The following is a 24,307-nucleotide window of genomic DNA, read 5'->3' on the forward strand; positions in this document are numbered from 1 at the left end:
CATATTGCACTAGGATAAAAATATACCAGAGTCGGACATGAGTGGCTAACGTGAAGGGCTAATGTTAAGGGCTGACATACAGCGTCTTTAGCGGACTGTTTAGGCGGCTCATATTAGACTGTTTCACCAGTGTCATTTGTTGCCATTTATTGATCACTCGTGCAATTTCACCGTTATCCATCAATGCCTTAATCGCATGATTAAACTGCTCTAACTGGCTTATCTTGATACTCGCTTTACTGAACATTAAATGAATATGGTTTTGATCTAACACTAACTTAAGTGGTACTAGCTTGATGCGTTGATGCTGGCTGGCGATATAGGGCATAGCTAAGGTATCTCCGACGATCATATCTCCCCTACCGTAGATAAGCATTTGCACAGACTTATCTGAGTCGGGACTTAATACTAACAAGTGCTCCTGCTCTAATCGATATTGAGATTCTTGATAATCTGCACCATACCAACCGCTAGAAGGGACAAGTAGACGCAATTTTTGGGTAAAAATGTCCTCCCATTTATCGATATTAATCTGATCTTTTTGCTCATCGAGTACAAATAAGCGCAGCTCTTCATCCCGGTAATAGGTTGAAAAAAGAGCATAGTTTTGACGTTCATCCGTCATAGTCGCTCCCATCAACACATCTAACTGTCCTGCTCGCAACATCTGATGCGAGCGCTTAGCGGGCACATTAATAAAATGAACTTCACAACCAAGATACACTGCAAATGCCCGCATCAGATCCACATCTAAGCCTTGGGCTTCTCCTTGAGGATCTTGCCAAGCATAGGGAGGCCAATCGTTGTAACCGACTTTAATCGTGTTCTTACAAGGTAAAGAACTATTGACCTGCGACGCACTTACAGCGGGCAAGACTAAAAAAAACATAAATAAGACAGGAACGTATTTAAACCATGGCATAGGCTAAGTTACTTGCCTCTTAAGTTGATGATCCTCTCTTGATTAAGATGAAGTATAACGATTCAGCGTCAGACTTCCGCGAGGGAGTTCTACCTCAGTAAGCGTAGTTGTCACTTAGATAGCGCGCCATAAACACCGGCGAGATCACAGTAATTAGCCTAAAAAAGGGCGAGGAATTATAACAAAAAAGCACAACAGCCAAGAGTGAGATCTAAACGACTCACTATGCTGCGATAAAGGCTAAGCCTGAACGCAGGGGATAAAATAAAGTTTTATAAATTTAAATCAGACACTTATAAATAATAGCAACAACTTTAGTGGGATCCCCCATATCGACTTGTAACCAAACTATGTGTGTTCCCCCCAATTCCTCACCCTGAGCCGTGGCGGACTCTTTAGCTTCATCAAGCCGGTTTTCATGGCGGCTCACCCCAGTGACTAAAGCAAAACTATCGCAGTGGGTGACTTCAAAATCGTAGGCCACGTTAATGCGACGATATAGTTCATGCTGCTTGGTCGCACATCCAGATATTAAAACGCAAAAACATGTACTTAACAGAAAAAATTTAGACAAATCAATTAACCCACAGATTAAACACGCGGGTGAACATAACTAATTGCAATAGATAAAATTGTGAACAATGTCACATATAAGAAACCAAGGATAATACAGAAAGTTACAAATATTAATTAAATATCATGTAGTTAACTAAGGGTTGTTTTATGTTCACTGGTAACACAAGCTCATCAATTCCTCACCATAAAACTCACACTTGTAAAAAAAGGGAGCCAAGCTCCCTTCCTGCTTTTACGCCATGTTATTCCACTGCTAGGCAGACATCAGTAGGGCTAAAGCCCTTAAGCTAATATTTTGAATAAATGCACTTTTAATGCAGCAAAATCTGCCGCTAATTCCGCAGATAAGATGGGCTTACTCGCAACAGCTTCAAGCTCAGGCGGCAAGGGTAAGTTAAGCGTTAACTCTCTATCCACAACATCCTTAAATTTAGCGGGATGCGCCGTCCCCAAAAATATACCCACTTCATCGGGCACTAAGGTTAAAGATAAGGCCTTAGCCGCAATCGCCGCGTGGGGCTCAGACACATAACCGTGAGCGTGTAACTCGGCCAGCGCCTGTGACGTTTGCTCCTCCGATAAGCGAATACCCACTAAGCTACTCAGTGGCCAGCCTAATTTCTCACAAATGGCTTCCACACGCGGCCAGTTACTGGGTTCACTCACATCCATAGCATTGGACATAGTCGCTTGAGTCGGATTGGGCTGCCATTGGCCATTGTCTAAATAACGCGGCACAGTATCGTTGGCATTGGTCGCGGCAATAAAGCGTTTAACTGGTAATCCCATTGCTTTAGCGAATAAACCTGCGGTGAGGTTGCCAAAGTTACCACTTGGCACTGAAATCACAGGATCGGCTTCATGGCGTTGTTTAGATTGGGCAACCGCTTCAAAGTAATAGCAAATTTGCGCGAGTAAGCGGCTGATGTTGATAGAATTTGCCGAGTTTAAGCTCAGCCCATCGCGGACTTCGGGATCATCAAAGGCGCGCTTAACCAGATCTTGGCAGGCATCGAAATCGGACGAGACGGCGACTGTATGGATATTCTTGCCCAACGTCGTGAACATCTTTTCCTGTAGTTCACTGATCTTACCCTTAGGATAGAGCACCACCACATTGACTTTCTCAAGCCCATAGAAGGCATCGGCAACCGCTGCGCCAGTGTCGCCCGAGGTCGCAGTCAGAATGGTTAAGCGCGTGTCGCCCACAAAAGCATTAACGCATTGCGCCATAAAACGCGCCCCAAAATCTTTAAACGCCAGTGTTGGACCGTGGAATAATTCGAGGCAAGCGCGCTGCTCATCGACGGCAACCAAAGGTAAATCAAAGTTAAAGGCACGCTCAACTAATTCATCGACCGCATCTTGGCCTAACTCAGAGGCAAGCCATGCGCCGAGTACTTTTTTACTGCGCTCAACGAATGGTAACGCCAGCAGTCCTTCAATATCGTCTAGTACGGGTATTTGACTAGGAAAGAACAAACCTCTGTCTTTACCTAACCCCAGTTGTACCGCTTCTTTAAAGCTCACTTTCTGCGAAGGGTGTTTTAAATTATATAGTTCCATGCTCAACTCAACCTTTTGATGCTAAACCTTAAATGCTAATTTGGGGTACTTAGTCTTAGCTAAATTAACTATTAATCGACTCTACGCGTGCCTTGCTCATCGAGGCGACACACGTGGGCAAAGCCACCCACCTCGGTGAGATAATGCGCCTCTAACCAAGCTTTAGCGGTATTTGCCGTGGCTAAATCATCGGTAATCGAAAACAGCGTTGGGCCGCTGCCCGAAATCCCCGTAGTCAACATGCCTAAATCGGCTAAAGCGGCTCTGGCCTTGTCGTAACCCGGAATCGCGGCGGCGCGATAGGGCTCGGCTAACACATCCTTTAATACGCTGATCGCAAGCTTGGCATTCTGCTGGTAAGACGCATGAACAAAGGCGCTTAAATAACGGCCAAAATCGATAGTGACACTTTTATCATATTGATCTGGCATGAGTTTGCGCATCATTGCCGTTGAAAGTGAAATCCCAGGATAGGCCACAACCCAATACCATTCTTTAAAGCTGGGTATTGCTTCGCAAACTGTACCCGGCACATTGAGCATCAATTGCATGCCGCCCAAGTAACAAGGAGCGACGTTGTCATAATGCACACTGCCGCTGATCTTCCCTTCAAACTCGCCCATCAGTTCCAGCAGTGCTTGCTCGTTATAGGGTCTATCAAAATGTTCATTCAAGGCATATAACGCCGCCACGACAGAGCTGGCACTCGACCCTAACCCACTACCGACGGGCAGGTTCTTTTCCAGTGTGAGTGCCACGCCTTCATCTGCTTTACCCTGCGCAGTTAAAAACTCCTTACTCATGGCTGTTAAGAAGAATTCGGCACATTGGTACACTATATTGTCTTTCGGATTTTCAGGCAGTTTATGGGCCCAAGCACCAGTCTGCGCCAAACTCACACCCGACGCTGCCGCGGCGATAGTCACTCTGTCGCCCAGTAAACTACCATCAATCGGCGCTAATGCTGCACCGAGTAAATCAAATCCGACGCCCACATTACCCATAGAGGCTGGAGCGTAAACGGTCAAACTCATACACTCACCTCACGAGTCCAATTCAAGGTTCTTAATACATCGGCAAAGGCACCAGCAGCGGTCACTTCAGTCCCTGCGCCATAGCCGCGTAGCACAAAGGGAATGGGCTGATAATAGCGGCTATAGAACGCCAAGGCATTTTCACCGCCTTTAACGCTATAAAGCGGATCCTGTGCATCCACTTCGGCGATACGCACACGGCACACACCATCCTCAATTTGCCCAACATAACGCAACACTTTACCTTGAGCTTTGGCCTGCGCCACTTTTGCGGCAATTGCAGCATCAACTTGCGGTAATCGTGCCATAAAGCTTTCAACATCACCTGAATCATCAAACTCGGCTGGCAATACAGATTCAACCTGCACATCACTGAGATCTAACTTTAGTCCCACTTCACGGGCAAGAATGAGCACCTTACGCGCCACATCCATACCACTCAAATCATCACGGGGATCGGGCTCAGTAAAACATTTTTCCCGTGCCAGACCAGTCGCTTCAGAAAGCGTCATACCTTCATCGAGCATGCCGAAGATAAAGGATAAAGAGCCCGATAAAATACCGTTAAATTTATGCAGTTTGTCACCCGCAAATAACAGTTTTTTCAGGTTATCGATCACAGGTAAACCCGCACCGACTGTGGTTTCGTATAAGAATTGGCGACGCTGTTTTAATGCCGTTTGGCGCAGTGCTTGATAATAAGCATAATCGCGAGTGTTCGACTTTTTATTGGGCGTGACCACATGCAAACCAGAGTTCATCACATCCAAATACAGATCCGATACTTGCTCGCTCGAAGTGCAATCCACCAGCACAGGATTCAGTAATTGTTGCTCTTTCACCCATGCAAGTAACGCTGGAATATCACAGGCTTGCTGACTATCGGAAAGCAAACTAGACCAGTTGCTTAAATCGATGCCCGCACTGTCGAGTAACATCTTGTTCGAATTCACTATACCGCAAACACGGATACTGATGTGCTGCTCTTTAAGCATGGCGGACTGTTGTTTTATCTGCTCGAGCAGGCCTGCGCCCACATTGCCGCAACCCACTAAAAACACATCTAAATACTGCTGCACATCGAAAAAGCCTTGATGACAAGCCGCCACCGCATGCTTAGTCTTACGCTGCTCGATCACAGTCGAAATCGAGCGCTCGGACGAACCTTGGGCGATGGCGATAATGTTCACGCTTGCCTGCGCTAACGCTTGGAAGAAACGCGCCGCCACTCCTTTATGGGTGCGCATGCCATCACCAATCAAGGACACAATTGCCAGTTCATGGCGCATAGCGATAGGCTCAAGCAAATCACTTTTTATTTCTAATTCAAACTCTTGCTCTAAGGCCCATTTCACTTTGGCCGAGTCAGACGTCGCCACACAGAAACTAATACTGTATTCAGAAGAACTTTGAGTGATTAAAGACACAGACACGCCGCTGCGGGAAATCGCCGCGAGAGTACGGCTCGCCATGCCAACCATGCCTTTCATGCCCGGGCCTGATATATCGAACATGGTCTGGTTATCTAAATTGGAGATAGCTTTAACCTGCAAGCCGGTTTCATCGGCTTGGTTTGATACCAGAGTGCCGGGCGCATCGGGGTTAAAACTGTTTTTGATATAACAGGGAATATGGAACTGGGCGATAGGCGCAATCGTCTTAGGATGCAGCACCTTAGCGCCAAAATAGGAGAGTTCCATCGCCTCTTGATAGCTGAGTTGTGATAATAGCTTAGCATCGGCAACCACACGGGGATCGGTATTATAAACACCGTCAACATCGGTCCAGATTTCACAGCTCGAAGCATCTAAACAGGCGGCGAGCACGGCAGCAGAATAGTCAGAACCATTACGGCCTAACGTCACCACTTTGCCCTGTTCATCGGCGGCGGTGAATCCCGGCATTACCCATACGCGCTTTTCACCTAATGCCAACGCACGAAACCTTGGCTTACTCACAGCGATATCGACCACGGATTCTAACGGCCGACCACGACCCAGAAACAAGGCGCGAGGATCGAGTTGAGCAGACGTGATCCCCTTAGATAGCATCACTTGTTCCATCAAGGCTGCAGATAAACGCTCACCTGCCACCACGATTTCAGCACGTATGCCATCGGGACACTCTTGCAGTAAGCTAATGCCACGTAATCTATCCTGCCAAATCACCAGCTGCGCATTAAGTCCAGAAAAGAGCTGTTCACTCTGCTCACTCGACAACATTGAAGTAACAGCATCTTGGTATAGCGAGGTAAATACCCGCTCAACATGCTGCAGCACAGACGAATAATCTTCACCTTTAACGGCTACATCAACCATTTCTAGTAACGCATTTGTCACAGTCGCCGGGGCCGATAGCACAGTGGCTATGGGTTCAAGCTTAGATGACTTAGCAACGATATCCGCCGCCATCGAGAATCGCTGCCAATTTGCAAGCGAGGTACCACCAAATTTCATTACTTTCATCTTGTTCTCCTGTACCGCGCCCGACTTAGAAATAAGAGCTAGAAACAAAAAAGCCCGCTTCTTTGTGGGAAGCGGGCTCATCGTTAAAATTCTTTAGGGTGTATCAGCCCGCCCCCACTGTTGTTGTAGTGGTGGTTGTAATAATGGTAGTTACTACGAAACCTAGGCTATGCATGTGTTTGGGCTAATCCATGTTAATTTCTTGATAAACAGAATTGCTTTTTTTACCCGCGCTTGTCAACCCCTAAAATGGATTATTTATAGGCAAATATTAACGCTCGATAAAATACTGCATCAAGATTCGTTAATATGAAGTTTTCTAGGGGTAAAAATGCGATTTACGCAACAGATAACTGTTGACGTCAACGTAACACGGTACGAAAAACATTAGATAATCACTTGTTTTACATCTGATTATTTATAATGCATTTTAAAATAATGCGTTATTTGTTCTACCTCATCACTCAGGCTAAATTAACAGGCTAACGAGCAAAAATCACATTACTCATCCTTTCTACCGTAAAGCACCGACAAATTTGCCTAAAAAAAACCTGTGCGATATCTAACATAAGCCACTTCAAATTATCGCCAGCACTAAAAAAGCACGTTATTATGCGCGCACATTACGAATTGGAGGCGATATGAAGATCACTCAACACAGCGCGGTAACCATTCATTACCGTTTATCAGATCAAGAAGGCAGACTATTAGAAGACTCTTTCGACTCTGAACCTATGCTATATCTACACGGCACTGAAAACCTGATCCCAGGTTTAGAAGCCGCATTAGATGGTAAAAGCAAAGGCGAAAAACTCGATGTCACTATTAGCGCCGAAGAAGCCTATGGGCCTTATCACGATGGCCTACGTCAAGCCGTGCCATTAGAAGCCTTTGGTGATATCGAAGATATCGTCCCAGGTATGCGCTTCATCGCTGAAACTGAAATGGGTCAGCGCCCAGTTCAAGTCATGGAAGTGAAAGACGATGTGGTTATCGTCGATGGCAACCATCCTTTAGCGGGCCAATCGCTCAATTTCAGCGTCGAAATCGTTGACGTTCGTGAAGCCTCAGCCGAAGAAATCGCTCATGGCCACATTCATGCCCAAGGTGGTTGTGGAAGCCATGGACATGATCACGACCACGGTGGTGGATGCTGTGGCGGTTCAGGCAAACAAGAAGCGGGCGGCTGTTGTGGTGGTTCAGACCACGATCATGGACACCACCATGAAGAACACGAAGCCTGCGACACACCTAAAACTGGCTGTGACGGCAATGGCGGCTGTGGTTGCCGCGGCTAAACAAAGCCTGATACCAGCAGTTAAACGAGAAGTTATTTATCCGTAAGTGATTAAACTGCCATTGTTTAACCTTTTAAAATGCACGCCCTTAATTTAAGGTCGTGCATTTTTTATACACAAGCGTTTATAATATTCGTAATAGATAAATAACTAACTGGTAAATTGAAGTATTCAAATTTTATATGAATAGTTTCAATTAGATATTGATATCAACCTAAGTTAAGCGACGGAGTGCTTATGTTAACCAAACCCCTTTACGAAATTTTGCCTTTTGGCTACATGGCGCTCGGTAGTTCGAGTTTTATTGCACTCGACATCAACTATGCCTTGATAGCGGCAACTGTGGTATTTGTATTAGGTGCGAGGATCTACGTTATGCGTTCTCAAAACCGTCGAACAGACTCGGCTAAGCGGCGTAAATCGGGTTATCTTCCCGAGATAATTTATAACTTTCTACCTTTTATCTATCTCTTAGCGGCGCTGGCTATCTTTAAATTCCTTCCCAAGGATCTTTACCCAATTCTGGCTATCTGTTTACTCAGCTACGGCTTATACATTCTGGTTCGTCGTTCCCTCTATCGTCGTCATAAGCTTCCCATCACGCCTTAAGACTTAGTTCTATTCACCACAATAGGAGCAGATGATATTCATAAGAGTTGTATCCACGTGAACACTAACCAATTAGTTTTTGAACTTTCGCCCTATGCTCAGAAGACATATTCTTCAAATAATTAGAACAACGTGTAATCGTTGCAATACTGACTTCATATTCCGCAGCGATATGCCTTTGACTCATTTCCCCGTCTAGCAGCAATTGAAAGACCTTCAAACGTCCGGCAACGGCACTACGTTCTTCTTCGGTTAACAGTAAATGAAACAACACAGAAAGATCTTCATAATTGCTGTGGCTCAAAATTTTTTCTAATACTAGATCCCAGTTAGCTCGCATAATCACCCTCATAAGTACTGTTCAAGCATTACATTAGCAGTCTAACAGATTTAGCCTACTTACAAATAAATTGTTACGTTTAGCCGTCTTATCCAGACAAAAACTGACAAAATTGCTTCTAGTACATCAAGTTAATTTGTGTACAATAGGAGTGCAATGTCACACTTCGACGCTAATTTGTGAGAATACGATGAAAAAATTACTACTTACTCTCGTTGCCAGTACCTTATTGGCTTCAACTGCTCAAGCACACAATTTCGAAGACTCTAAAGATGCAATTGAATACCGCCAATCTGCATTTGGTCTTATTGCTTATAACTTCGGCGATATGGCTGCCATGATGAAAGGCAAAAAACCTTTCGAAGCAGAAACCTTCGCAATGCGCGCAACGAATGTTGCTGCATTATCCAAAATTCCTTTCGAAGGTTTTATTGATGGCTCAGACAAAGGTGATACCGAAGCCCTAGCCAAAGTTTGGCAAGACAGAGCTGATTTTGATGCAAAAATGAAAACCTTCCAAGAGAATGCTGCCATTCTGGCTACTGTAGCTCAAAAAGGTAATCAAGCTGAAATCAAACAAGCCTTTATGGACACTGGAAAAAGCTGTAAAAGTTGTCACGACATTTATAAGAAAGATTAGTTTGACGTTGTTTTTCCCATCAAAAAGCCTGCTAAATAGCAGGCTTTTTGTTGTTCCAAAACTAAGTATAAATCTACAGAACTTGCACTATTGGCCACATTAAATAGCCAAAGACCACAGCAGCGCATACTGTGAACAGCACTAAAGCAAGCCACTCAGACTTGAATCGAAGCTCGCTCTTCGCACTTGATGAAAAAGCAACCTTCGAGACTTTCTTGTAGCCACTGATCATAGCACCAACTAACTTATCCCCTTTCATGGCATGAATAATCACAGCCAGTACATGAATGGCACTCAGCAAGAGAATAAGGTTAAAGTTCGTTTTGTGTAACCAAGTCAAAAACCCACTGGTATCTGAACTGACATAGCTATATAGCGGACCTTCGGTAAAAATATCATCGGTCGCAAAAAGGCCTGTAACTAATTGAAGGCTAATGATCCCAATCAACGCGATGACCATATAGCCACCGATAGGATTGTGTCCAAGTACCACAGACATCCCTTTAGTTCGAATCGATCTCAAGTAATCGAGTACAACTTTGGGGTGATGAACAAAGTGACTAAACCTTGCCGTATCGCTACCAATCAGCCCCCAGAGGATCCTAAATCCAATAAGGATCAGCAAACTATAAGCAAAAATTTGATGCCACTGCATTTCGCCCGCATCGGCACTCCACCATAAAAGTGCCAACAGACACACCATGCCCCAATGGAAAATTCGCGTGGGTAAATCCCAGACCTTAATTTTAACGTGTTCAGTATTCATAAAATGGGCAAACTCAAAGTGACCGAATGGAATAAGTAGAGGTATTTTATCGGGATTCGGGATGAAACTTAAAGTAAATATAAGTAAATAAGGGCAAAGACTGCGGAGTTATCCCATCGAATATGACCCCATTTAGCTGGCAATACAAGGCTTTTGGGCCAAGAATTATTGATATTTGTCTAAGTGATCAAATATCCAACGAACAGTATCTAATGGGCACAAAAACGTGATCTACATCTCGTTTTATAGTGCGAACCTTGGTAATCTGAAATCCAAGGAAACAACAGAAGGTTCGAAATATGCTAAAGATTACTAGCAAGCAACTTGAAGTCACATCTCCTATTCGCGAACGCATTGAAAGCCGTTTTGAAAAACTTTCAAGGCATGATGTGCAAATGATAAATCCCCATGTAATCATTACGGAGGAGAAACCTGGTTTCAAAATTGAAGCATCGGTTGGCATCCCAAATGGAGAACTCTTCGCTCAAGCAAAACATGAAAATTTATATACTGCGATTAACGCTATGGGCCAAAAATTAGAGAAGCAGCTCAATCGCATAACACACAAACCTGAAGCTCAACGCTCCACATCACTAACACCGACTAATAATGTTGCTGAAATTGACGACGAGTACGAGGAGGAAGATGCGGCATAATTTAAATCTAGTGAGTGCGAGAAACGCATCACTTTGAGAGCAATAAAGTAGAAATATTTAATCAGATCACAGTTTTTACAAAAGCTTAGTGCAATCATTTTAATGATGAAAAAAACAGTTCTTTTGACTAAATACCTACTACACTTTACAAAGTGACAGCAAGAATCGAAGTGGTGCGGATTTAAATCGTTTCAAATGTTGATTTACTTTAAATTTTGATTTACAAATATTGATTAACAGATCTTAAGTTCTAAGTAACGTTACTGGATATAACTAAGGAGCACGACCAATCTAAGCCTTATAGTTTTAAGCACTAAGGTTTTAAGTACTAAGGTTTACTGTTAATGATTAATTTTACTTATAATTTCTACGTTTAAAAGTTCAATTTTTATTTTCAACTAGGTTCCACTTTCAATAGCAAGTTTGGAAAGGAGGCAACACAAGAGCGAACAATTTGATTTTAGAAACAATCAAGTATGTTGGCATTCACTAAAAGCAGTACTCAATTTTGACCCAATATCAGGATGCCCACCAGAAACAGGCGGCATTGCTGAATACCAGAGTTAACATAAGGAGCCGAGTACAGTACAACGAGTACATTAGCAAAACCTTTAACTATCAAACTTTTTATATCCACAATGGAGGCTCAGGTAAACATAAACAAAAATCACATTTACAAAAGCTACATGAATAAAAGCGTTTATTGTAAAACGGGTCAGCACCAATGCGTGCTAAACACTGAGATAAATGAGGTAACAACTGTCACGTTTAGTTAGATATAGATTAGTTATATGAAGAGAGTCATATTTACACTGATATGTTAGTTAGCGTTTTTAGCGTGTGATTTAATGTAAGTGTTTAATGTAAGTACAATACGTTGGTTTAATTAAAAGTCATTAGTTTACTTAGTGTTATCTTTATAGTAAAAACTGTAAATCGTATAAATGTTTATTTATGTAATGTGTTAACGTTTACCATTAGTTGAGTTTTGATATTTATAGACACCTTAAATAATGTTTACTTATCAACTAAAAAGGAGGAAATCTAGACTTGACGAAAATTGTAATAACAGTAAATGAAAGCTTTTTATACTCTCCATGTATTAACATGTTAGGTTTTAAAGTAAAAAGTAATAATGGTAATAATGTAAGTAGCAAGACCTAAACGCGTGACAAGGCTAAGCTGTTCTTACAGCAAAATGTACCTAGTACAACCAATGAGCCGTAAATCGTTTATTTTTAAATGTTCGTTTTGTTAGTGTTAGTTTTTAATGTTATAGCTCCATGCAAGTGTTAATTGTTAAAATATAAGTGCAAGACATGTCAACGTAAGTTCGCTGGTACTGCAAACTGCATAGTTTCAAGGTTATACGCTATGCCGCATAAAGTACTTGTTAATGTTCATTGTAAATGCAAGTCGTTATCGAGTGAGTTGTCAACGTTTTACTGTTACACGTAAATGTAAGATAAACGAATGTGTTACCTTGTCCCACACTGACCATAGGGAGGATAAACTCGCTTGACCATATATATACTTGAACCAAACCAGCGCACCCTCGGGTGCGCTTTTTTTAGATTACCTTTAAGAAAGTTTTGATTGACAGCTAAGCCCTAGCCCTTTAGTTTTAAGACCATGAAAATGATAACAGCAGCTTTTTTTACTTTCTTTTTTACACCCCCACTCTAGGAGGCGGATTTACTGTGTAAAAACGAAAGTAAAAATCCAAAGCCTCCCAACTGGGAGGCTTTTTTGTCTTAAACGATTGATAAAATACATGGCGGCAATTGAGGTCAGAATGCATACACCACAGCCTTTAAATCAAACCCGAGAGCAGATCACCCATCTGGATAATGAACTGCTGGCATTACTCGCTGAGCGCCGTCGCTTAAGTTTAGAAGTAGCCCGTAGCAAAGAAGTAGATGTCAGACCCATCAGAGATACTCAAAGGGAAAAAGAACTGCTCGCTCGACTCGTGAAAGAAGGCAGAGAGAAAGGATTAGATGCCCACTATGTTATCTCCCTTTACCAGAGCATCATTGAAGATTCAGTATTGAATCAACAAGCTTACCTTCACGGCCGCGCCAATCCAGAGACACAAAAACAACAGTATTGTATCGCTTACCTCGGTGCTAGAGGTTCATACTCTTATCTCGCAGCTACACGCTATTGCCAACGTCGCCAAGTTGAAATGCTGGACTTAGGTTGCCAAAGTTTCGATGAAATAGTGCAAGCCGTTGAGTCTGGACATGCTGATTATGGTTTCCTACCGATTGAGAACACATCTTCAGGTTCAATTAACGAAGTCTACGACGTGCTACAGCACACCAGTCTGTCGATTGTTGGTGAAACGACGATTGAAGTCAGCCATTGCCTACTAGGAAAAGCTGGCAGTAAATTAGCTGAGATCAAAACTGTCTATGCCCACCCTCAGCCTATTAGCCAATGCAGCAGATATTTAACTCAACACAAAGACTTGAGACTGGAATACTGCTCAAGCAGCGCAGAAGCAATGGAAAAGGTAAACCAAAGTCCAGATAACAGTGCAGCAGCGATTGGCAGCGCCGAAGGTGGTGCACTCTATCAACTTGAGTCCATAGAAGCAGGTTTAGCTAATCAGAAGATCAACCAAAGTCGCTTTATCGTTGTTGCTCGCAAAGCCGTTGCCGTACCAGAGCAGTTACCCGCTAAGACTACATTGATCATGGCAACAGGCCAAAAAGCCGGTGCTTTAGTGGAAGCCTTACTGGTTCTAAAAGCGCATCAGTTAAACATGAGCAAATTAGAGTCACGCCCGATTCCAGGAACACCTTGGGAAGAAATGTTCTATTTAGATATCGACGCAAATATCTCCAGTGAATCTATGCTGGCAGGTTTAAAGCAACTAGAGCGGATCACCCGTTTTATCAAAGTATTAGGCTGTTATCCTTGTGAAACAGTCAAACCCACACAGCTGAGCAACAGCCAGCTACTGATTGAGCCCAGCACCTCTAAGGATCAAGTCATCAGCGAAAATGGTGCTAATGCCAGTCCAGTTCGATATAGCAAAGCCTATAAAGAGCAAGCCAGTGAAATCAACTGCGGCGCAATGACAATCGGTGCAGGGCATGTCTGTGCCATAGCCCAAATCACACTGAATAATGACATTTCACATTTAGCATTATCGGCTTTCGAGCAACAAGTGAAGCAGCTTAAAGAAGCGGGATTCCAAGCCGTTTTGCTCAGCTCTGTTAATCAACTGACTATGGCAGAAGTTACTCTCGCTAAACTACGCCAAATCCTGCATCAATATGGCCTAGTGTGCATTATTGCCATAGCGCAAGAAGCTGATATGCCATTAGCAGTCCAGCACGCCGATATGTTATTCCTCGCAGGCAAGCAGATGTTTAACCAAACTTTACTGACTCAAGTAGGAACCCTACCGGTACCTTTAATACTTGAGCGTAACGATATGGCAAGTTTTGAAGAATTACTCACGGCAACAGAAGTCATTTTAAGCCAAGGCAATCAGCAACTGGTTCTGTGTGACTCAGGCATTAGAACCTTAAATAACGCCAATCTACCTTCACTCGATTTAGCGAGTCTGATCCAGATTAAAGCCACGAGCCATTTGCCGATTTTGATCAACCCAAGTTATGCCGTATCAGATGATGCCCTATTGGTTCAAACACAAGGTATTAAACAGCTTAAAGTGGATGGATTGATACTCAATTGTCCACTAGCTAGCCATGATGACCATGAGTCGCTTAACTTAATAAGCGCTGTGGTACGGGAATTATATCGGGCGAACTAAAGCTTTGATCTTGATTGATTTAATTTAAAGTGAAATGTGGTTAGTTCGAAGTGTGTTAAGGGATAAATAAGACATCTTTTATCCCTAATTGACTCAGACAAGCTTGCTAGCCAGTGTGATGACTAGCAGGCTTAATATTGTTTAGTATTGCAGCGCAGTGAGCCTTTATGCATTTTAAGAAGAGCCAACAGCACTCGATGGTTCAGTAACGGCATTACTCCTACGGATAAGCCCTGTCATAGTAGAGCCCTGCACTAGAATCGAAAATACGACGACGGCATAGGTCATCACTAACAACAACTCCCGCAGCTCCACACCACCAATAGCATCTATGACGATACCCTCTGGCAAACTCATCGCCATAGCGAGGGCTAATCCTCCCCTTAAGCCACCCCAAATCAAAATCGTCTCTGCATAGGGGTTGTATGACTTAAACAATCGAAAGCCTAAATAAGGTAATAACACACTCATTGCACGCGCCAACAAGACTATTGGTATAGCCACAAACATAAACCACCATAATGGCGCTTTGAAAGTGACTAACAAAAGTAATAAACCAAGCAATAGGAAGAGTAAGGCATTAAAGAAGGATTCAATCAGCGACCAAAAAGTAAATAGTTTCACTCGCTCGTTGCGAGCAAAAAACTTAGGCACACTGAAATTTCCTATGATGATCCCCGCACTCACCATAGCTAAAGGACCAGAAACACCAAGCACATCCGCCATGACATATCCCGCGGTTGGGATCAGCAGGGTAACCAGCATTAATTGCGTTTCTTCCTCGCAGTAGCGGAAAAAATGATGCAGCAGAAAACCAAGCACGCTACCGTAAATAACCCCACCTACCGCCTCACGAATAAATAACTCAGAGATATGGATAAACGTCAGTGGCTCGGTGGAGAAAGCCAATTGCGATATTGCCACAAAAATCACTAACCCTATGCCATCGTTAAATAAAGATTCACCTTCTACTTGAATCGCAATATCTTCCGGCGCACCCATTTTCTTTAAAATAGCCAAAACAGCGATAGGATCGGTGGGCGAAATCAAGGCGCCGAACAGTAAGCAGTGGCTGAATTGTAGCGGGAGACCCAGCATAGGCGCGAACCAAAATAACAGCCCACCTATAATAAATGTCGACAATAAGGTGCTTATAAAAGCAAGGATTAGGATCTCCCACTTTTGATGCCTCAGTATTTTTAAGCGGATTTGTAATGCGCCGGCAAAGAGTAAAAAACCAAGCATGCCATTGAGCAGTAAAGCTTGAAAATCGAGTTTCTCTAAGCCAGAGACAAAATAAACATAAACGTCCCCACCTAAAGCCTTCCCCCCAAGGAGCAACAACAAACTCATTCCTAGGGCAATAGCAGTAATTGCCACAGTTTCCTGCAGTTTATGGACGCGAGAGGAGATAACCGAAGTCACTAGCGCCAACGCGCAGAGGACACACAGAATTTGGTAGCTGGACATAAGAGCCTCTAAAAATCATCAATTTAGAGACTCTAGCACAAGTTTAGATTTCTAAACCATCCAATAGACTTAACCACCCTTTAATGATCCTGTGGCAAAACCAAATGATCCCAAAGAGATAAATCGAAAGACTGAGCCAAGTCAGTGGAACGCAATAGCCGAGCACTAGCAAGCCAAGAAAGGCGAGATTAGAATGCCGTTGCCAACGCAAATGCGACGCCAATAATGGATTACCATGGAATTGGCGTTGGGAAAGATTAATGAACAAACTTAGCAGCACAGGAAGTAATAATAAGGGAAAACCCGACATCAAGGCGTACAACAAATGTCCCAGAGTACGGTCTTCAATTTTTGCGGCATAAGTGGTTGTCATTGTCATTGAGAGACTCCAGCCAGACTAATAGACTGGGCGCAAACATCATACGCCCTTGTCATTAACCTTACGTTCTCACTGAGATAAGCGCAACTAAGGATTAGAAATATTTCCATCCATTTAAAAATAAGTCACAAGTAAATGACGCTAATTAGCAGCACGTTAAAGTTTAAGTATCACGTCGGATGCTAATGTTGTGGAGCAAGCGAGTACAAAACCGGCCTCAATTTCTGCAGCAGTCAGTGTCATCATGCTTGTCGATACCGTTTCTCCCTCCAAGACTTGACACTTACACGCGCCGCAAACGCCCGAACGACAGGCCGCAATAATCGGCAAACCTTCGGCCTCAATTCCCTCCAGCAGACTTTGCCCTTGATTTAGCGTCGTGCTTCGATCGCCAATAGACAAGGCGAAAGCCACTTCTGGTGTGTTTTCACTCGTTCCATCTGACGAGTTTGCTTGCATAAGCTGACTGCGAGCAACTTTCTCGGCCGTGGCAAAACTCTCATGGTATAACCGACTCATATCAAAATTGAGTTCGACTAATAAGGTTTTTACCGCTTGCATATAAGGTTCTGGCCCACAAAGGTAGATAGTACGCTCTGCAAAATCAGGTACTAAGGTTTGTAGCATCTGTGCACTTAACCGCCCGAAATCGAATGCTATCTTTGGTGAACACCCCAGTGTTTCAGTGACAGTCTCAAGTACGTATCTGAGCTTAAATGCATTAAAACGGTTGGCCATAGTCGCCAATGATGACTTAAAAATAATATCATTCTCTGATCGCGCACTGTGCACAAAGGCAATATCGGCATCAATTTGCGTATCAGTCAGATAACGCAACATAGAGTACATGGGGGTAATACCGCAACCAGCACTCAAAAAAAGGTATTTCTGCGCCGTTATAGCTAACAGATTAGCATCTAACTTTTCAGTCTCTGGCTGTTTATGGCTTAGCCGAGCAATATCAAACAGATTAAATTGCCCCGCGGGCGGTAGCACTCGCACACTCTGGCCGAGTAATAGATTGTCGATAAGATAATTAGATACGAGTCCACCCGCAACACGCTTAATCGTCACCATCAAGGAATAGGGCCTAGATGGCGATGATGACAAGGTATAACTGCGGCACACTTGCTCGCCATTAATCTCAAGCACAAAGGTCATAAACTGACCGGGTTTATAGTCAAACTTCATCGGCTCGCCCGCTTGAAAACGAAAACTCACGACATCCGAGGTTTCATTCCAGCGTTCGACGCACACTAATTGATTAACACTTCCGGGTTTATGGGGCGAAACCGATAATGCCCGCGCTCCCGCTATCACACTCATGTTCATAGCATTTACCCACAAAACACTGCGGCCTCAGTAAACAAGCCAAAACCGCAGTTCAGCAACAATTCTTGGTTGATTTAAGCCACGTTTAACATATTTTTTAAATCGGCTTCGACTGTCGTGGTATTACGCAAGCCAAACTTATCTTCTAAAATTTTGGCTAAATTGGCCGTCAGGAACGCAGGTGGCGTCGGGCCTGTTCGAATATTTTTAACGCCAAGTGACAACAGCGTCAGCAGTACTACAATGGCTTTTTGCTCAAACCAAGAAAGCACTAAGCTCAGAGGTAATTCATTGATATCACATTCAAACACTTCAGCTAATGCAATCGCCAACTGAATCGCTGAATAGGCATCGTTACATTGGCCCACATCGAGCAAACGTGGAATACCGTTAATGTCACCAAATTCGAGCTTATTGAATTTGTACTTACCACAGCCTAGCGTCAGGATTATTGAATCCTTAGGTGTGGATTTAGCAAGTTCAGTGAAGTAGCTTCTGTCGGCTTTGTCGCCATCGCAACCGCCAACAAGGAAGAAATGCTTAATCGCACCACTTTTCACATTTTCAACCACGGCGGGCGCTGCGGCCATCAAGGCATTGCGGGCAAAACCAATAGTGATAGTGTGTGGGATTTCATCATAGATAAAGCCTTCTAAGGCTAACGCTTTATCAATGACAGCCGAGAAATCATCTCCTTCGATATGCACCACACCAGGCCAGCCCACTATGCTGCGAGTAAAGATACGATCACTATAACTACCCACATTTGGATCGATAATACAGTTAGATGTCATCACTACAGCGCCAGGGAAATTGGCAAATTCTTGCTGTTGATTCTGCCAAGCACTGCCGTAATTTCCGACAAGATGTGCATATTTTTTAAAGGCTGGATACGCTAGTGCAGGAAGCATTTCACCGTGGGTAAACACATTGATACCCTTGCCTACAGTCTGCTCGAGAATAAGCTCTAAATCCTTCATGTCATGGCCAGAGACTAGTATGGCTTTGCCCTTAACTGACTTAGTGTTGACCACAGTTGGCTCAGGATGACCAAAGGCTTGAGTTTCCCCCGCATCCAGCATTGCCATTATGCGGTAGTTCAACTGACCTATGTCCATAGCAGTAGTAAACAGCTTATCGCCATCAACACTCGGCTCACCTAAGAAAGACATGATTTCATGGAAGCGCCCTGCCACATCAGCATCAGTCTGACTCAACACGCGAGCATGCTCCATATAAGCAGCCGCACCCTTAAGGCCATATAAACACAATAACCTCAATCCCATGATGTCTTCATGAACTTCATGCTTATCTTTATTCAGCAGTGCAATCGGCGCCTGCGCTAGCATTTCAATCTTACTGGTCCCCAGCACTAACTGAGCGACTTGCGGCACTTGCTCAGCAGCAATACCGGCTTGTTCACAAGCCGCTTCGTAAGAAGCTTTTAACTGAGCACGATACTTAGCCGCCTGCTGGGTATAGGCCATAATGCGCTCATCATCGAAGTTGACGTTGGTGAGGGTCGCGAAAAAGGCTTTAGGCACAAAACTATCAATTTCAGCATCGATAATGCCCAGCTCGCGAGCTTTAACCGCATATACAGACACGCCTTGTAGCATGTAAATCAGCAAGTCTTGCAGATCGGACGTTGCCGCCAACTTGCCACACATACCTTGGGAATAACTACAACCATTGCCAGCGGGTGTACGAATGGTTTGCTCACACTGAATACAGAACATGGATAGACTCCTAATTTAAATTCATGCTTTATTTTTACATGTTTAAAACTAGTCTACCTAAACGTGCCATAAGCGACAGTCATTTCTAAAGTGAGATGCTAAATGTTAGAGAAAGATCACCTTAAGCAATTGCTAATTAATACAATGTGACCTGTTAAAAATCCATAAAAAAACGCCCATCAATGATGGGCGTTTTAAAGAGTAACTGTTTATTTATTAATTGGTTTTCATATCATTTGCCGATTGCAGCATAATACGACTCTCGCGCTGGAATTGAGGGGCAAAATCCCCAAACCATTTGGCGACACTTTGGAACTGCTTAATAAACTCGTTCCTGTCACCCCGTTTTAGCAGTTCTAACGCTTCACGGTAGTTATCTAAATAATCACCAATAGCATGCTGGCTATCTTGCTGTGCAAAAATAATATCGGCGTAAAGCTCTGGGCTTTGGGCGAATAAGCGCCCTACCATAGCTAATTCTAATCGGTAAATCGGCGAGCTAAATTGCAGTAAAGTATCAATATCGGCCTCTTCCTTACACAGATTCAAACCATACACAAAGGTCGAGAAGTGACGCATTGCCTGCACTAGCTGCATCGCATTGTCGTGACGCTCTGGTTCTGCTTCGACAATCCGCGCTCCCCAAATGGCGATCTGCTCAAGCAACCACTGGTATTTTTCCGGCGAGCGACCATGACACACCACCACGACTTGCTTCGCCAGACTGCCCACATCAGGACCAAACATAGGATGAAAACCAACGACGGGACCAGAATGCGCCTCAAGCATGGCTTTAACTGGCTCAGTCTTGATGGAGGTCAAATCCGCCAGAATGCAGTCGGCTGGTAATTGGGTCAGCTTTTCACGAATAAGCTCGCAAGTAATCGCAATCGGCACAGTCACTAACACCATGCCCGCATCGGCAAATAGGTTATCCGCTTGCTGCCAATCGTCTTTATCGAGCAAATTCACTTGGTAGCCGGATAAAGTCAGCATTTGTGAAAATAGTCCACCGAGTTGCCCTTTACCGCCGATAATCACCACTGAGCCAAGATCTTTTTTAACTTGCTTAAAACCAACATCTTTTTCATTGAGGTAAGACTCACGCATCAAGCGACGCAAAATATCTTCGATCAACTGCGGCTCGATCCCCATAGTTTTTGCTTCTTCACGGCGTTTAGCCAGCATGGCTGCTTCACGCTGAGGCGCATAAATAGGTAAACCGGCGCCGTGTTTCACCGTGCCTACTTGCGCCACGAGATCCAAGCGCTTACGCAGTAAGTGTAGTAATTGCTGATCAACACCATCAATCAGGCCGCGAAGGTGTTCTAATTCGGCCGTTGTTTTTTCATTCATACCTGAGTCCATTAAGCTGTAACTAATTTAAGCGTTAGCTACTTTAAGCATATTGAAACGCGTTGGAAGTATTGAAGATAACTTCGCTGCGCCTTCCCGTAAAATGGTTTCTGTTTTTTCCCAATTAATACAAGAATCTGTTACAGAAACACCGTAAGCTAGCTCGCTTAATGGCCTATCACAACTTTGATTGCCTTCATTTAAATGACTTTCTAGCATGACGCCAATAATCGACTTATTGCCGTTATAAATCTGCTCGAACACATCTTCACACACAGGCTTTTGGCGGCTGTAGTCTTTGGATGAATTGCCGTGGCTGCAATCGATAATCAAACGTGCATTGAGTTTGGCTTTATGAAGCTGCGCCTCACACTCTGCCACACTCGCCGCATCATAGTTGGGCGTTGCACCTCCACGTAAAATCACATGACCATCGGGATTACCTGCAGTTTGCAATAATGCGACTTGGCCCTGTTGGTTTATGCCCATAAATCTGTGGCTACTGGCCGCCGATTTTAGCGCATTAATCGCTACATCGAGCTTACCATCGGTGCCATTTTTAAAGCCCACCGGCATAGAAAGACCCGATGCCATTTCCCTATGAGTCTGCGATTCAGTGGTGCGAGCACCAATGGCAGACCAAGTGACAAGCTCAGAAATGTACTGAGGACTGATAGGATCGAGTGCTTCGGTTGCAACAGGCAGTCCTAACTCGGCCAACCAAATCATTAGCTCACGGGCCATTTTCAGGCCTTTTTCGACATCGAAGGATTCATCCATATCGGGATCGTTGATCATGCCCTTCCAACCTACCGTGGTACGCGGCTTTTCAAAGTACACTCGCATTAAGATATAAAACTCATCACTGAGTTCATCGTGCAGGGTTTTAAGCCTTAAAGCGTATTCCTTAGCAGCGGCGATATCATGGATGGAGCAAGGACCAGTGACAATCAATACTCGATTGTCGCGCTTATGAACAATATCAGCCACGGTTTTGCGAGCATTGAGGATATAGCGATAAGCATGCTCAGAGAGTGGCAAGGCATTTTTAAGCTCTTGCGGCGTGATTAAGACTTTCTCTGAACTGATGTGTACGTTGTTAATCGTATCTTGTTGCATGCTTACCACCTAAGACTTAGTGTTTAACCCAGTTGTCGAAGCAGGACTTCAAGTCAGCTTGGGCATTCATTTCGGATATAAAATAGCGTAAATCTATCGCAATGTACTTTTGTAATGCTACACCATTACAACTAGGCGACCACTATGCCTGTTCATTCTCTTTAGATCAAGTATAAATACTCAAAAAACAGCAACAAAAAACCGCCACTAGGGCGGTTTTCTGTGCGAACACTACGTCTTGTTTTCTGTAGCGGTAACTATTACTTAGTTGCCAGCTTCTCACGGATACGTGCAGATTTACCTGAACGATCACGCAGATAGTACAGTTTGGCGCGACGAACGCGACCACGACGCTTAACTTCAATGCTAGCGATCAGCGGGCTGTGCGTTTGGAAAGCACGCTCAACACCTTCGCCATTAGAGATTTTACGTACTGTGAATGCAGAGTGCAGACCACGGTTACGCTTAGCAATTACAACGCCTTCAAAAGCCTGTAAACGCTCTTTATCGCCTTCTTTAACACGAACCTGAACGACTACTGTATCACCAGCACCAAACGCAGGTACGTCTTGTTTCATTTGCTCATCGTTGAGCATTTTAATGATGTTGTTCATAACTTACTCCGTTCTAGAATTAACTGAGCTACGACTAAGCATGCTTGTCCATTGCTTCAACGAACTGCGCTAATAGAGTCGTTTGTTCGTCAGTCAGAGCTAGATTTTGCAATAATTCTGGCCGTCTAAGTAAAGTCCTACCAAGGCTTTGCTGTAAACGCCAGAGTCTAATTTGTTCGTGGTTGCCACTTAGCAGCACTGCCGGTACGTCAAGACCATCCAAGCTTTCAGGGCGAGTGTAATGTGGACAATCCAGTAAACCGTCGGAGAAAGAATCTTGCTCCGCCGAAGCTTGTTTTCCTAGCACGCCAGGAACCAATCTCGATACTGAATCTATCAGAGTCATCGCCGGTAATTCGCCGCCCGAAAGCACGTAATCCCCTATCGACCACTCTTCATCCACTTCCGTTTGAATGATGCGTTCGTCAATACCTTCGTATCGACCACAGACCAAAATCAAACGTGATGATTGAGCCAACTCAGTGACGCCTTGCTGATCCAGCTTGCGTCCTTGAGGTGACAAATAAATCACCTTCGCACCTTCACCCGCTGCGGCTTTCGCTGCATGGATGGCATCGCGCAAGGGTTGCACCATCATCAACATTCCGGGACCACCGCCGTAAGGCCTGTCATCTACCGTATTATGTCTATCATGGGTGAAATCACGGGGATTCCACGTGTGCAACTCGAGCAGGCCGTTTTTCACGGCTCGACCCGTAACTCCAAAGTCTGTCACGGCACGGAACATCTCTGGGAACAGGGTTATTACCCCTAACCACATCTGTTGTACCTCGACTTAGAAGTCAGGATCCCAATCCACTAAAATCTGTTTACCTTGCAGATCCACCGTTTTGATGAACTGCTCAGGGACAAAGGGGATCATACGTTCCACTTTGCCGAAACTATCTTTAGCGTTGGCTTTAACAAGTAATACGTCGTTCGATCCTGTTTCCACGATCTGATCGACAATCCCCATGTTATAGCCTGTTGTATTGACCACTTCGCAACCGATGAGATCACGCCAGTAGAATTCATCTGCTGGCAAATCGTTCATCTGTTCCGGCAAAATCGCAATCTCACAATTTGTGAGCATTTGCGCTTGCTCCCGTGTTTCTACGCCATCAAGTAAGGCAACAACGGCCTTACCTTGATAACGCCACTGGGTGACCTTTATTTCGCGCCATTCACCATTTTCTTTAATAAGCCAAGGTGAATAGTCAAAGATACCTTCAACAGAATCGGTATAGGCGGTGATTTTCAGCCAACCTTTAATGCCATGACAGGAGCCTAATTTCCCCAGTACGACTGGCTGTTGGTTACTGCTCATCAATCTATACCTTAACGCTATTAAGCTGTTGCTTTACGAGCGTCTTTGATCAGTTTTGCTACACGTTCTGTAGCAGCTGCACCGTTAGAAACCCAGTGCTCAACGCGAGCTAGGTCTAAACGTAAAGTTTCTTCTTGGCCACGGGCCAATGGGTTGAAGAAACCAACACGCTCGATGAAACGACCGTCACGAGCGTTACGGCTATCAGCAACAACGATGTTGTAAAATGGACGCTTTTTTGCGCCGCCACGAGCTAAACGAATGGTAACCATGCGTTTTCAATCCTCTAATGATTTGCTTGAAGCAAAA

At 44.1% G+C, this 24,307-nt stretch carries 22 protein-coding genes and 1 other annotated feature; of the genes, 5 read left to right on the plus strand and 17 right to left on the minus strand.

The features are described from left to right. Positions 1 to 64 precede the first annotated feature (64 nt). From L5L98_RS10080 to thrA, 5 genes are all read right to left on the minus strand, one after another. Positions 65 to 922 (minus strand): substrate-binding periplasmic protein, encoded by an 858-nt coding sequence (locus L5L98_RS10080; protein WP_263140441.1) that lies wholly within the window; start codon positions 920 to 922, stop codon positions 65 to 67. 280 nt (positions 923 to 1,202) lie between these two features. After that, on the minus strand, positions 1,203 to 1,496 hold the full coding sequence (locus tag L5L98_RS10085) for a hypothetical protein (RefSeq protein WP_028760793.1): 294 nt from the start codon (positions 1,494 to 1,496) through the stop codon (positions 1,203 to 1,205). A gap of 284 nt (positions 1,497 to 1,780) precedes the next feature. Then, positions 1,781 to 3,064, minus strand: coding sequence for a threonine synthase (thrC, locus tag L5L98_RS10090; protein ID WP_028760794.1), 1,284 nt, complete (start codon positions 3,062 to 3,064; stop codon positions 1,781 to 1,783). Positions 3,065 to 3,135: 71 nt separating this feature from the next. Further along, complete coding sequence (gene thrB / locus L5L98_RS10095) at positions 3,136 to 4,098, minus strand: homoserine kinase (protein ID WP_263140443.1); 963 nt, start codon at positions 4,096 to 4,098, stop codon at positions 3,136 to 3,138. Then, on the minus strand, positions 4,095 to 6,563 hold the full coding sequence (gene thrA / locus L5L98_RS10100; protein ID WP_263140446.1) for a bifunctional aspartate kinase/homoserine dehydrogenase I: 2,469 nt from the start codon (positions 6,561 to 6,563) through the stop codon (positions 4,095 to 4,097). Before thrA ends, thrB begins: the two co-directional genes overlap by 4 nt. A 641-nt stretch (positions 6,564 to 7,204) precedes the next feature. Here thrA and slyD point away from each other — a divergent pair. After that, positions 7,205 to 7,861, plus strand: coding sequence for a peptidylprolyl isomerase (gene slyD, locus L5L98_RS10105; protein WP_028760797.1), 657 nt, complete (start codon positions 7,205 to 7,207; stop codon positions 7,859 to 7,861). 237 nt (positions 7,862 to 8,098) lie between these two features. Then, a complete protein-coding gene (locus L5L98_RS10110) occupies positions 8,099 to 8,470 on the plus strand; it encodes a hypothetical protein (protein WP_028760798.1) in 372 nt (123 codons plus the stop codon). 64 nt (positions 8,471 to 8,534) lie between these two features. On the opposite strand, the gene trpR is transcribed toward L5L98_RS10110, so the two are convergent. Then, complete coding sequence (gene trpR / locus L5L98_RS10115) at positions 8,535 to 8,810, minus strand: trp operon repressor (RefSeq protein ID WP_028760799.1); 276 nt, start codon at positions 8,808 to 8,810, stop codon at positions 8,535 to 8,537. Positions 8,811 to 9,000: 190 nt separating this feature from the next. Between trpR and L5L98_RS10120 the strand changes: the two genes are divergently transcribed. Then, positions 9,001 to 9,450 carry a c-type cytochrome gene (locus L5L98_RS10120; protein WP_028760800.1) on the plus strand — a complete coding sequence of 150 codons (450 nt, stop codon included), beginning with the start codon at positions 9,001 to 9,003 and terminating at the stop codon, positions 9,448 to 9,450. A gap of 73 nt (positions 9,451 to 9,523) precedes the next feature. On the opposite strand, the gene L5L98_RS10125 is transcribed toward L5L98_RS10120, so the two are convergent. Next, the gene (locus L5L98_RS10125) at positions 9,524 to 10,216 is read right to left on the minus strand and encodes a cytochrome b/b6 domain-containing protein (RefSeq protein ID WP_113940655.1); all 693 of its coding nucleotides are present in this window, start codon (positions 10,214 to 10,216) and stop codon (positions 9,524 to 9,526) included. Positions 10,217 to 10,515: 299 nt separating this feature from the next. On the opposite strand from L5L98_RS10125, the gene hpf reads away from it, so the two are divergent. Next, the gene (gene hpf / locus L5L98_RS10130) at positions 10,516 to 10,872 is read left to right on the plus strand and encodes a ribosome hibernation-promoting factor, HPF/YfiA family (RefSeq protein WP_173246100.1); all 357 of its coding nucleotides are present in this window, start codon (positions 10,516 to 10,518) and stop codon (positions 10,870 to 10,872) included. A 1,637-nt stretch (positions 10,873 to 12,509) separates the two neighbouring features. Next, positions 12,510 to 12,626 (plus strand) — a sequence feature (Phe leader region). 41 nt (positions 12,627 to 12,667) lie between these two features. After that, the gene (locus L5L98_RS10135; RefSeq protein WP_173246103.1) at positions 12,668 to 14,662 is read left to right on the plus strand and encodes a chorismate mutase; all 1,995 of its coding nucleotides are present in this window, start codon (positions 12,668 to 12,670) and stop codon (positions 14,660 to 14,662) included. Positions 14,663 to 14,836: 174 nt separating this feature from the next. On the opposite strand, the gene L5L98_RS10140 is transcribed toward L5L98_RS10135, so the two are convergent. The 10 genes from L5L98_RS10140 to rpsP all read right to left on the minus strand — a co-directional run bounded on the left by L5L98_RS10140 (position 14,837) and on the right by rpsP (position 24,270). Then, the gene (locus L5L98_RS10140) at positions 14,837 to 16,132 is read right to left on the minus strand and encodes a cation:proton antiporter (RefSeq protein ID WP_173246106.1); all 1,296 of its coding nucleotides are present in this window, start codon (positions 16,130 to 16,132) and stop codon (positions 14,837 to 14,839) included. A 43-nt stretch (positions 16,133 to 16,175) separates the two neighbouring features. Next, positions 16,176 to 16,511, minus strand: a complete 336-nt coding sequence (locus L5L98_RS10145; protein WP_028760805.1) for a hypothetical protein — start codon at positions 16,509 to 16,511, stop codon at positions 16,176 to 16,178. Positions 16,512 to 16,667: 156 nt separating this feature from the next. Continuing rightward, positions 16,668 to 17,843, minus strand: coding sequence for a hybrid-cluster NAD(P)-dependent oxidoreductase (locus L5L98_RS10150; RefSeq protein WP_173246109.1), 1,176 nt, complete (start codon positions 17,841 to 17,843; stop codon positions 16,668 to 16,670). A 74-nt stretch (positions 17,844 to 17,917) separates the two neighbouring features. Beyond that, positions 17,918 to 19,582 (minus strand): hydroxylamine reductase, encoded by a 1,665-nt coding sequence (gene hcp / locus L5L98_RS10155; protein WP_263140456.1) that lies wholly within the window; start codon positions 19,580 to 19,582, stop codon positions 17,918 to 17,920. 216 nt (positions 19,583 to 19,798) lie between these two features. Next, positions 19,799 to 20,938 carry a bifunctional chorismate mutase/prephenate dehydrogenase gene (gene tyrA, locus L5L98_RS10160; RefSeq protein ID WP_263140459.1) on the minus strand — a complete coding sequence of 380 codons (1,140 nt, stop codon included), beginning with the start codon at positions 20,936 to 20,938 and terminating at the stop codon, positions 19,799 to 19,801. A 27-nt stretch (positions 20,939 to 20,965) separates the two neighbouring features. Then, positions 20,966 to 22,057 carry a 3-deoxy-7-phosphoheptulonate synthase gene (locus L5L98_RS10165; RefSeq protein WP_173246114.1) on the minus strand — a complete coding sequence of 364 codons (1,092 nt, stop codon included), beginning with the start codon at positions 22,055 to 22,057 and terminating at the stop codon, positions 20,966 to 20,968. Positions 22,058 to 22,317: 260 nt separating this feature from the next. Next, entirely contained in the window at positions 22,318 to 22,671 is a 354-nt protein-coding gene (gene rplS / locus L5L98_RS10170) for a 50S ribosomal protein L19 (protein WP_006080791.1), read from the minus strand. Positions 22,672 to 22,705: 34 nt separating this feature from the next. Further along, positions 22,706 to 23,452, minus strand: a complete 747-nt coding sequence (gene trmD / locus L5L98_RS10175; protein WP_263140465.1) for a tRNA (guanosine(37)-N1)-methyltransferase TrmD — start codon at positions 23,450 to 23,452, stop codon at positions 22,706 to 22,708. Positions 23,453 to 23,467: 15 nt separating this feature from the next. Then, positions 23,468 to 23,998, minus strand: coding sequence for a ribosome maturation factor RimM (gene rimM, locus L5L98_RS10180; RefSeq protein ID WP_006080789.1), 531 nt, complete (start codon positions 23,996 to 23,998; stop codon positions 23,468 to 23,470). A gap of 20 nt (positions 23,999 to 24,018) precedes the next feature. Beyond that, positions 24,019 to 24,270: a 30S ribosomal protein S16 gene (rpsP, locus tag L5L98_RS10185; protein WP_006080788.1), complete on the minus strand. Its 252-nt coding sequence runs from the start codon at positions 24,268 to 24,270 to the stop codon at positions 24,019 to 24,021. Positions 24,271 to 24,307: the final 37 nt, after the last annotated feature.

This window comes from Shewanella sp. SM23 (assembly GCF_025654295.1).
Classification (GTDB): domain Bacteria; phylum Pseudomonadota; class Gammaproteobacteria; order Enterobacterales; family Shewanellaceae; genus Shewanella; species Shewanella oncorhynchi.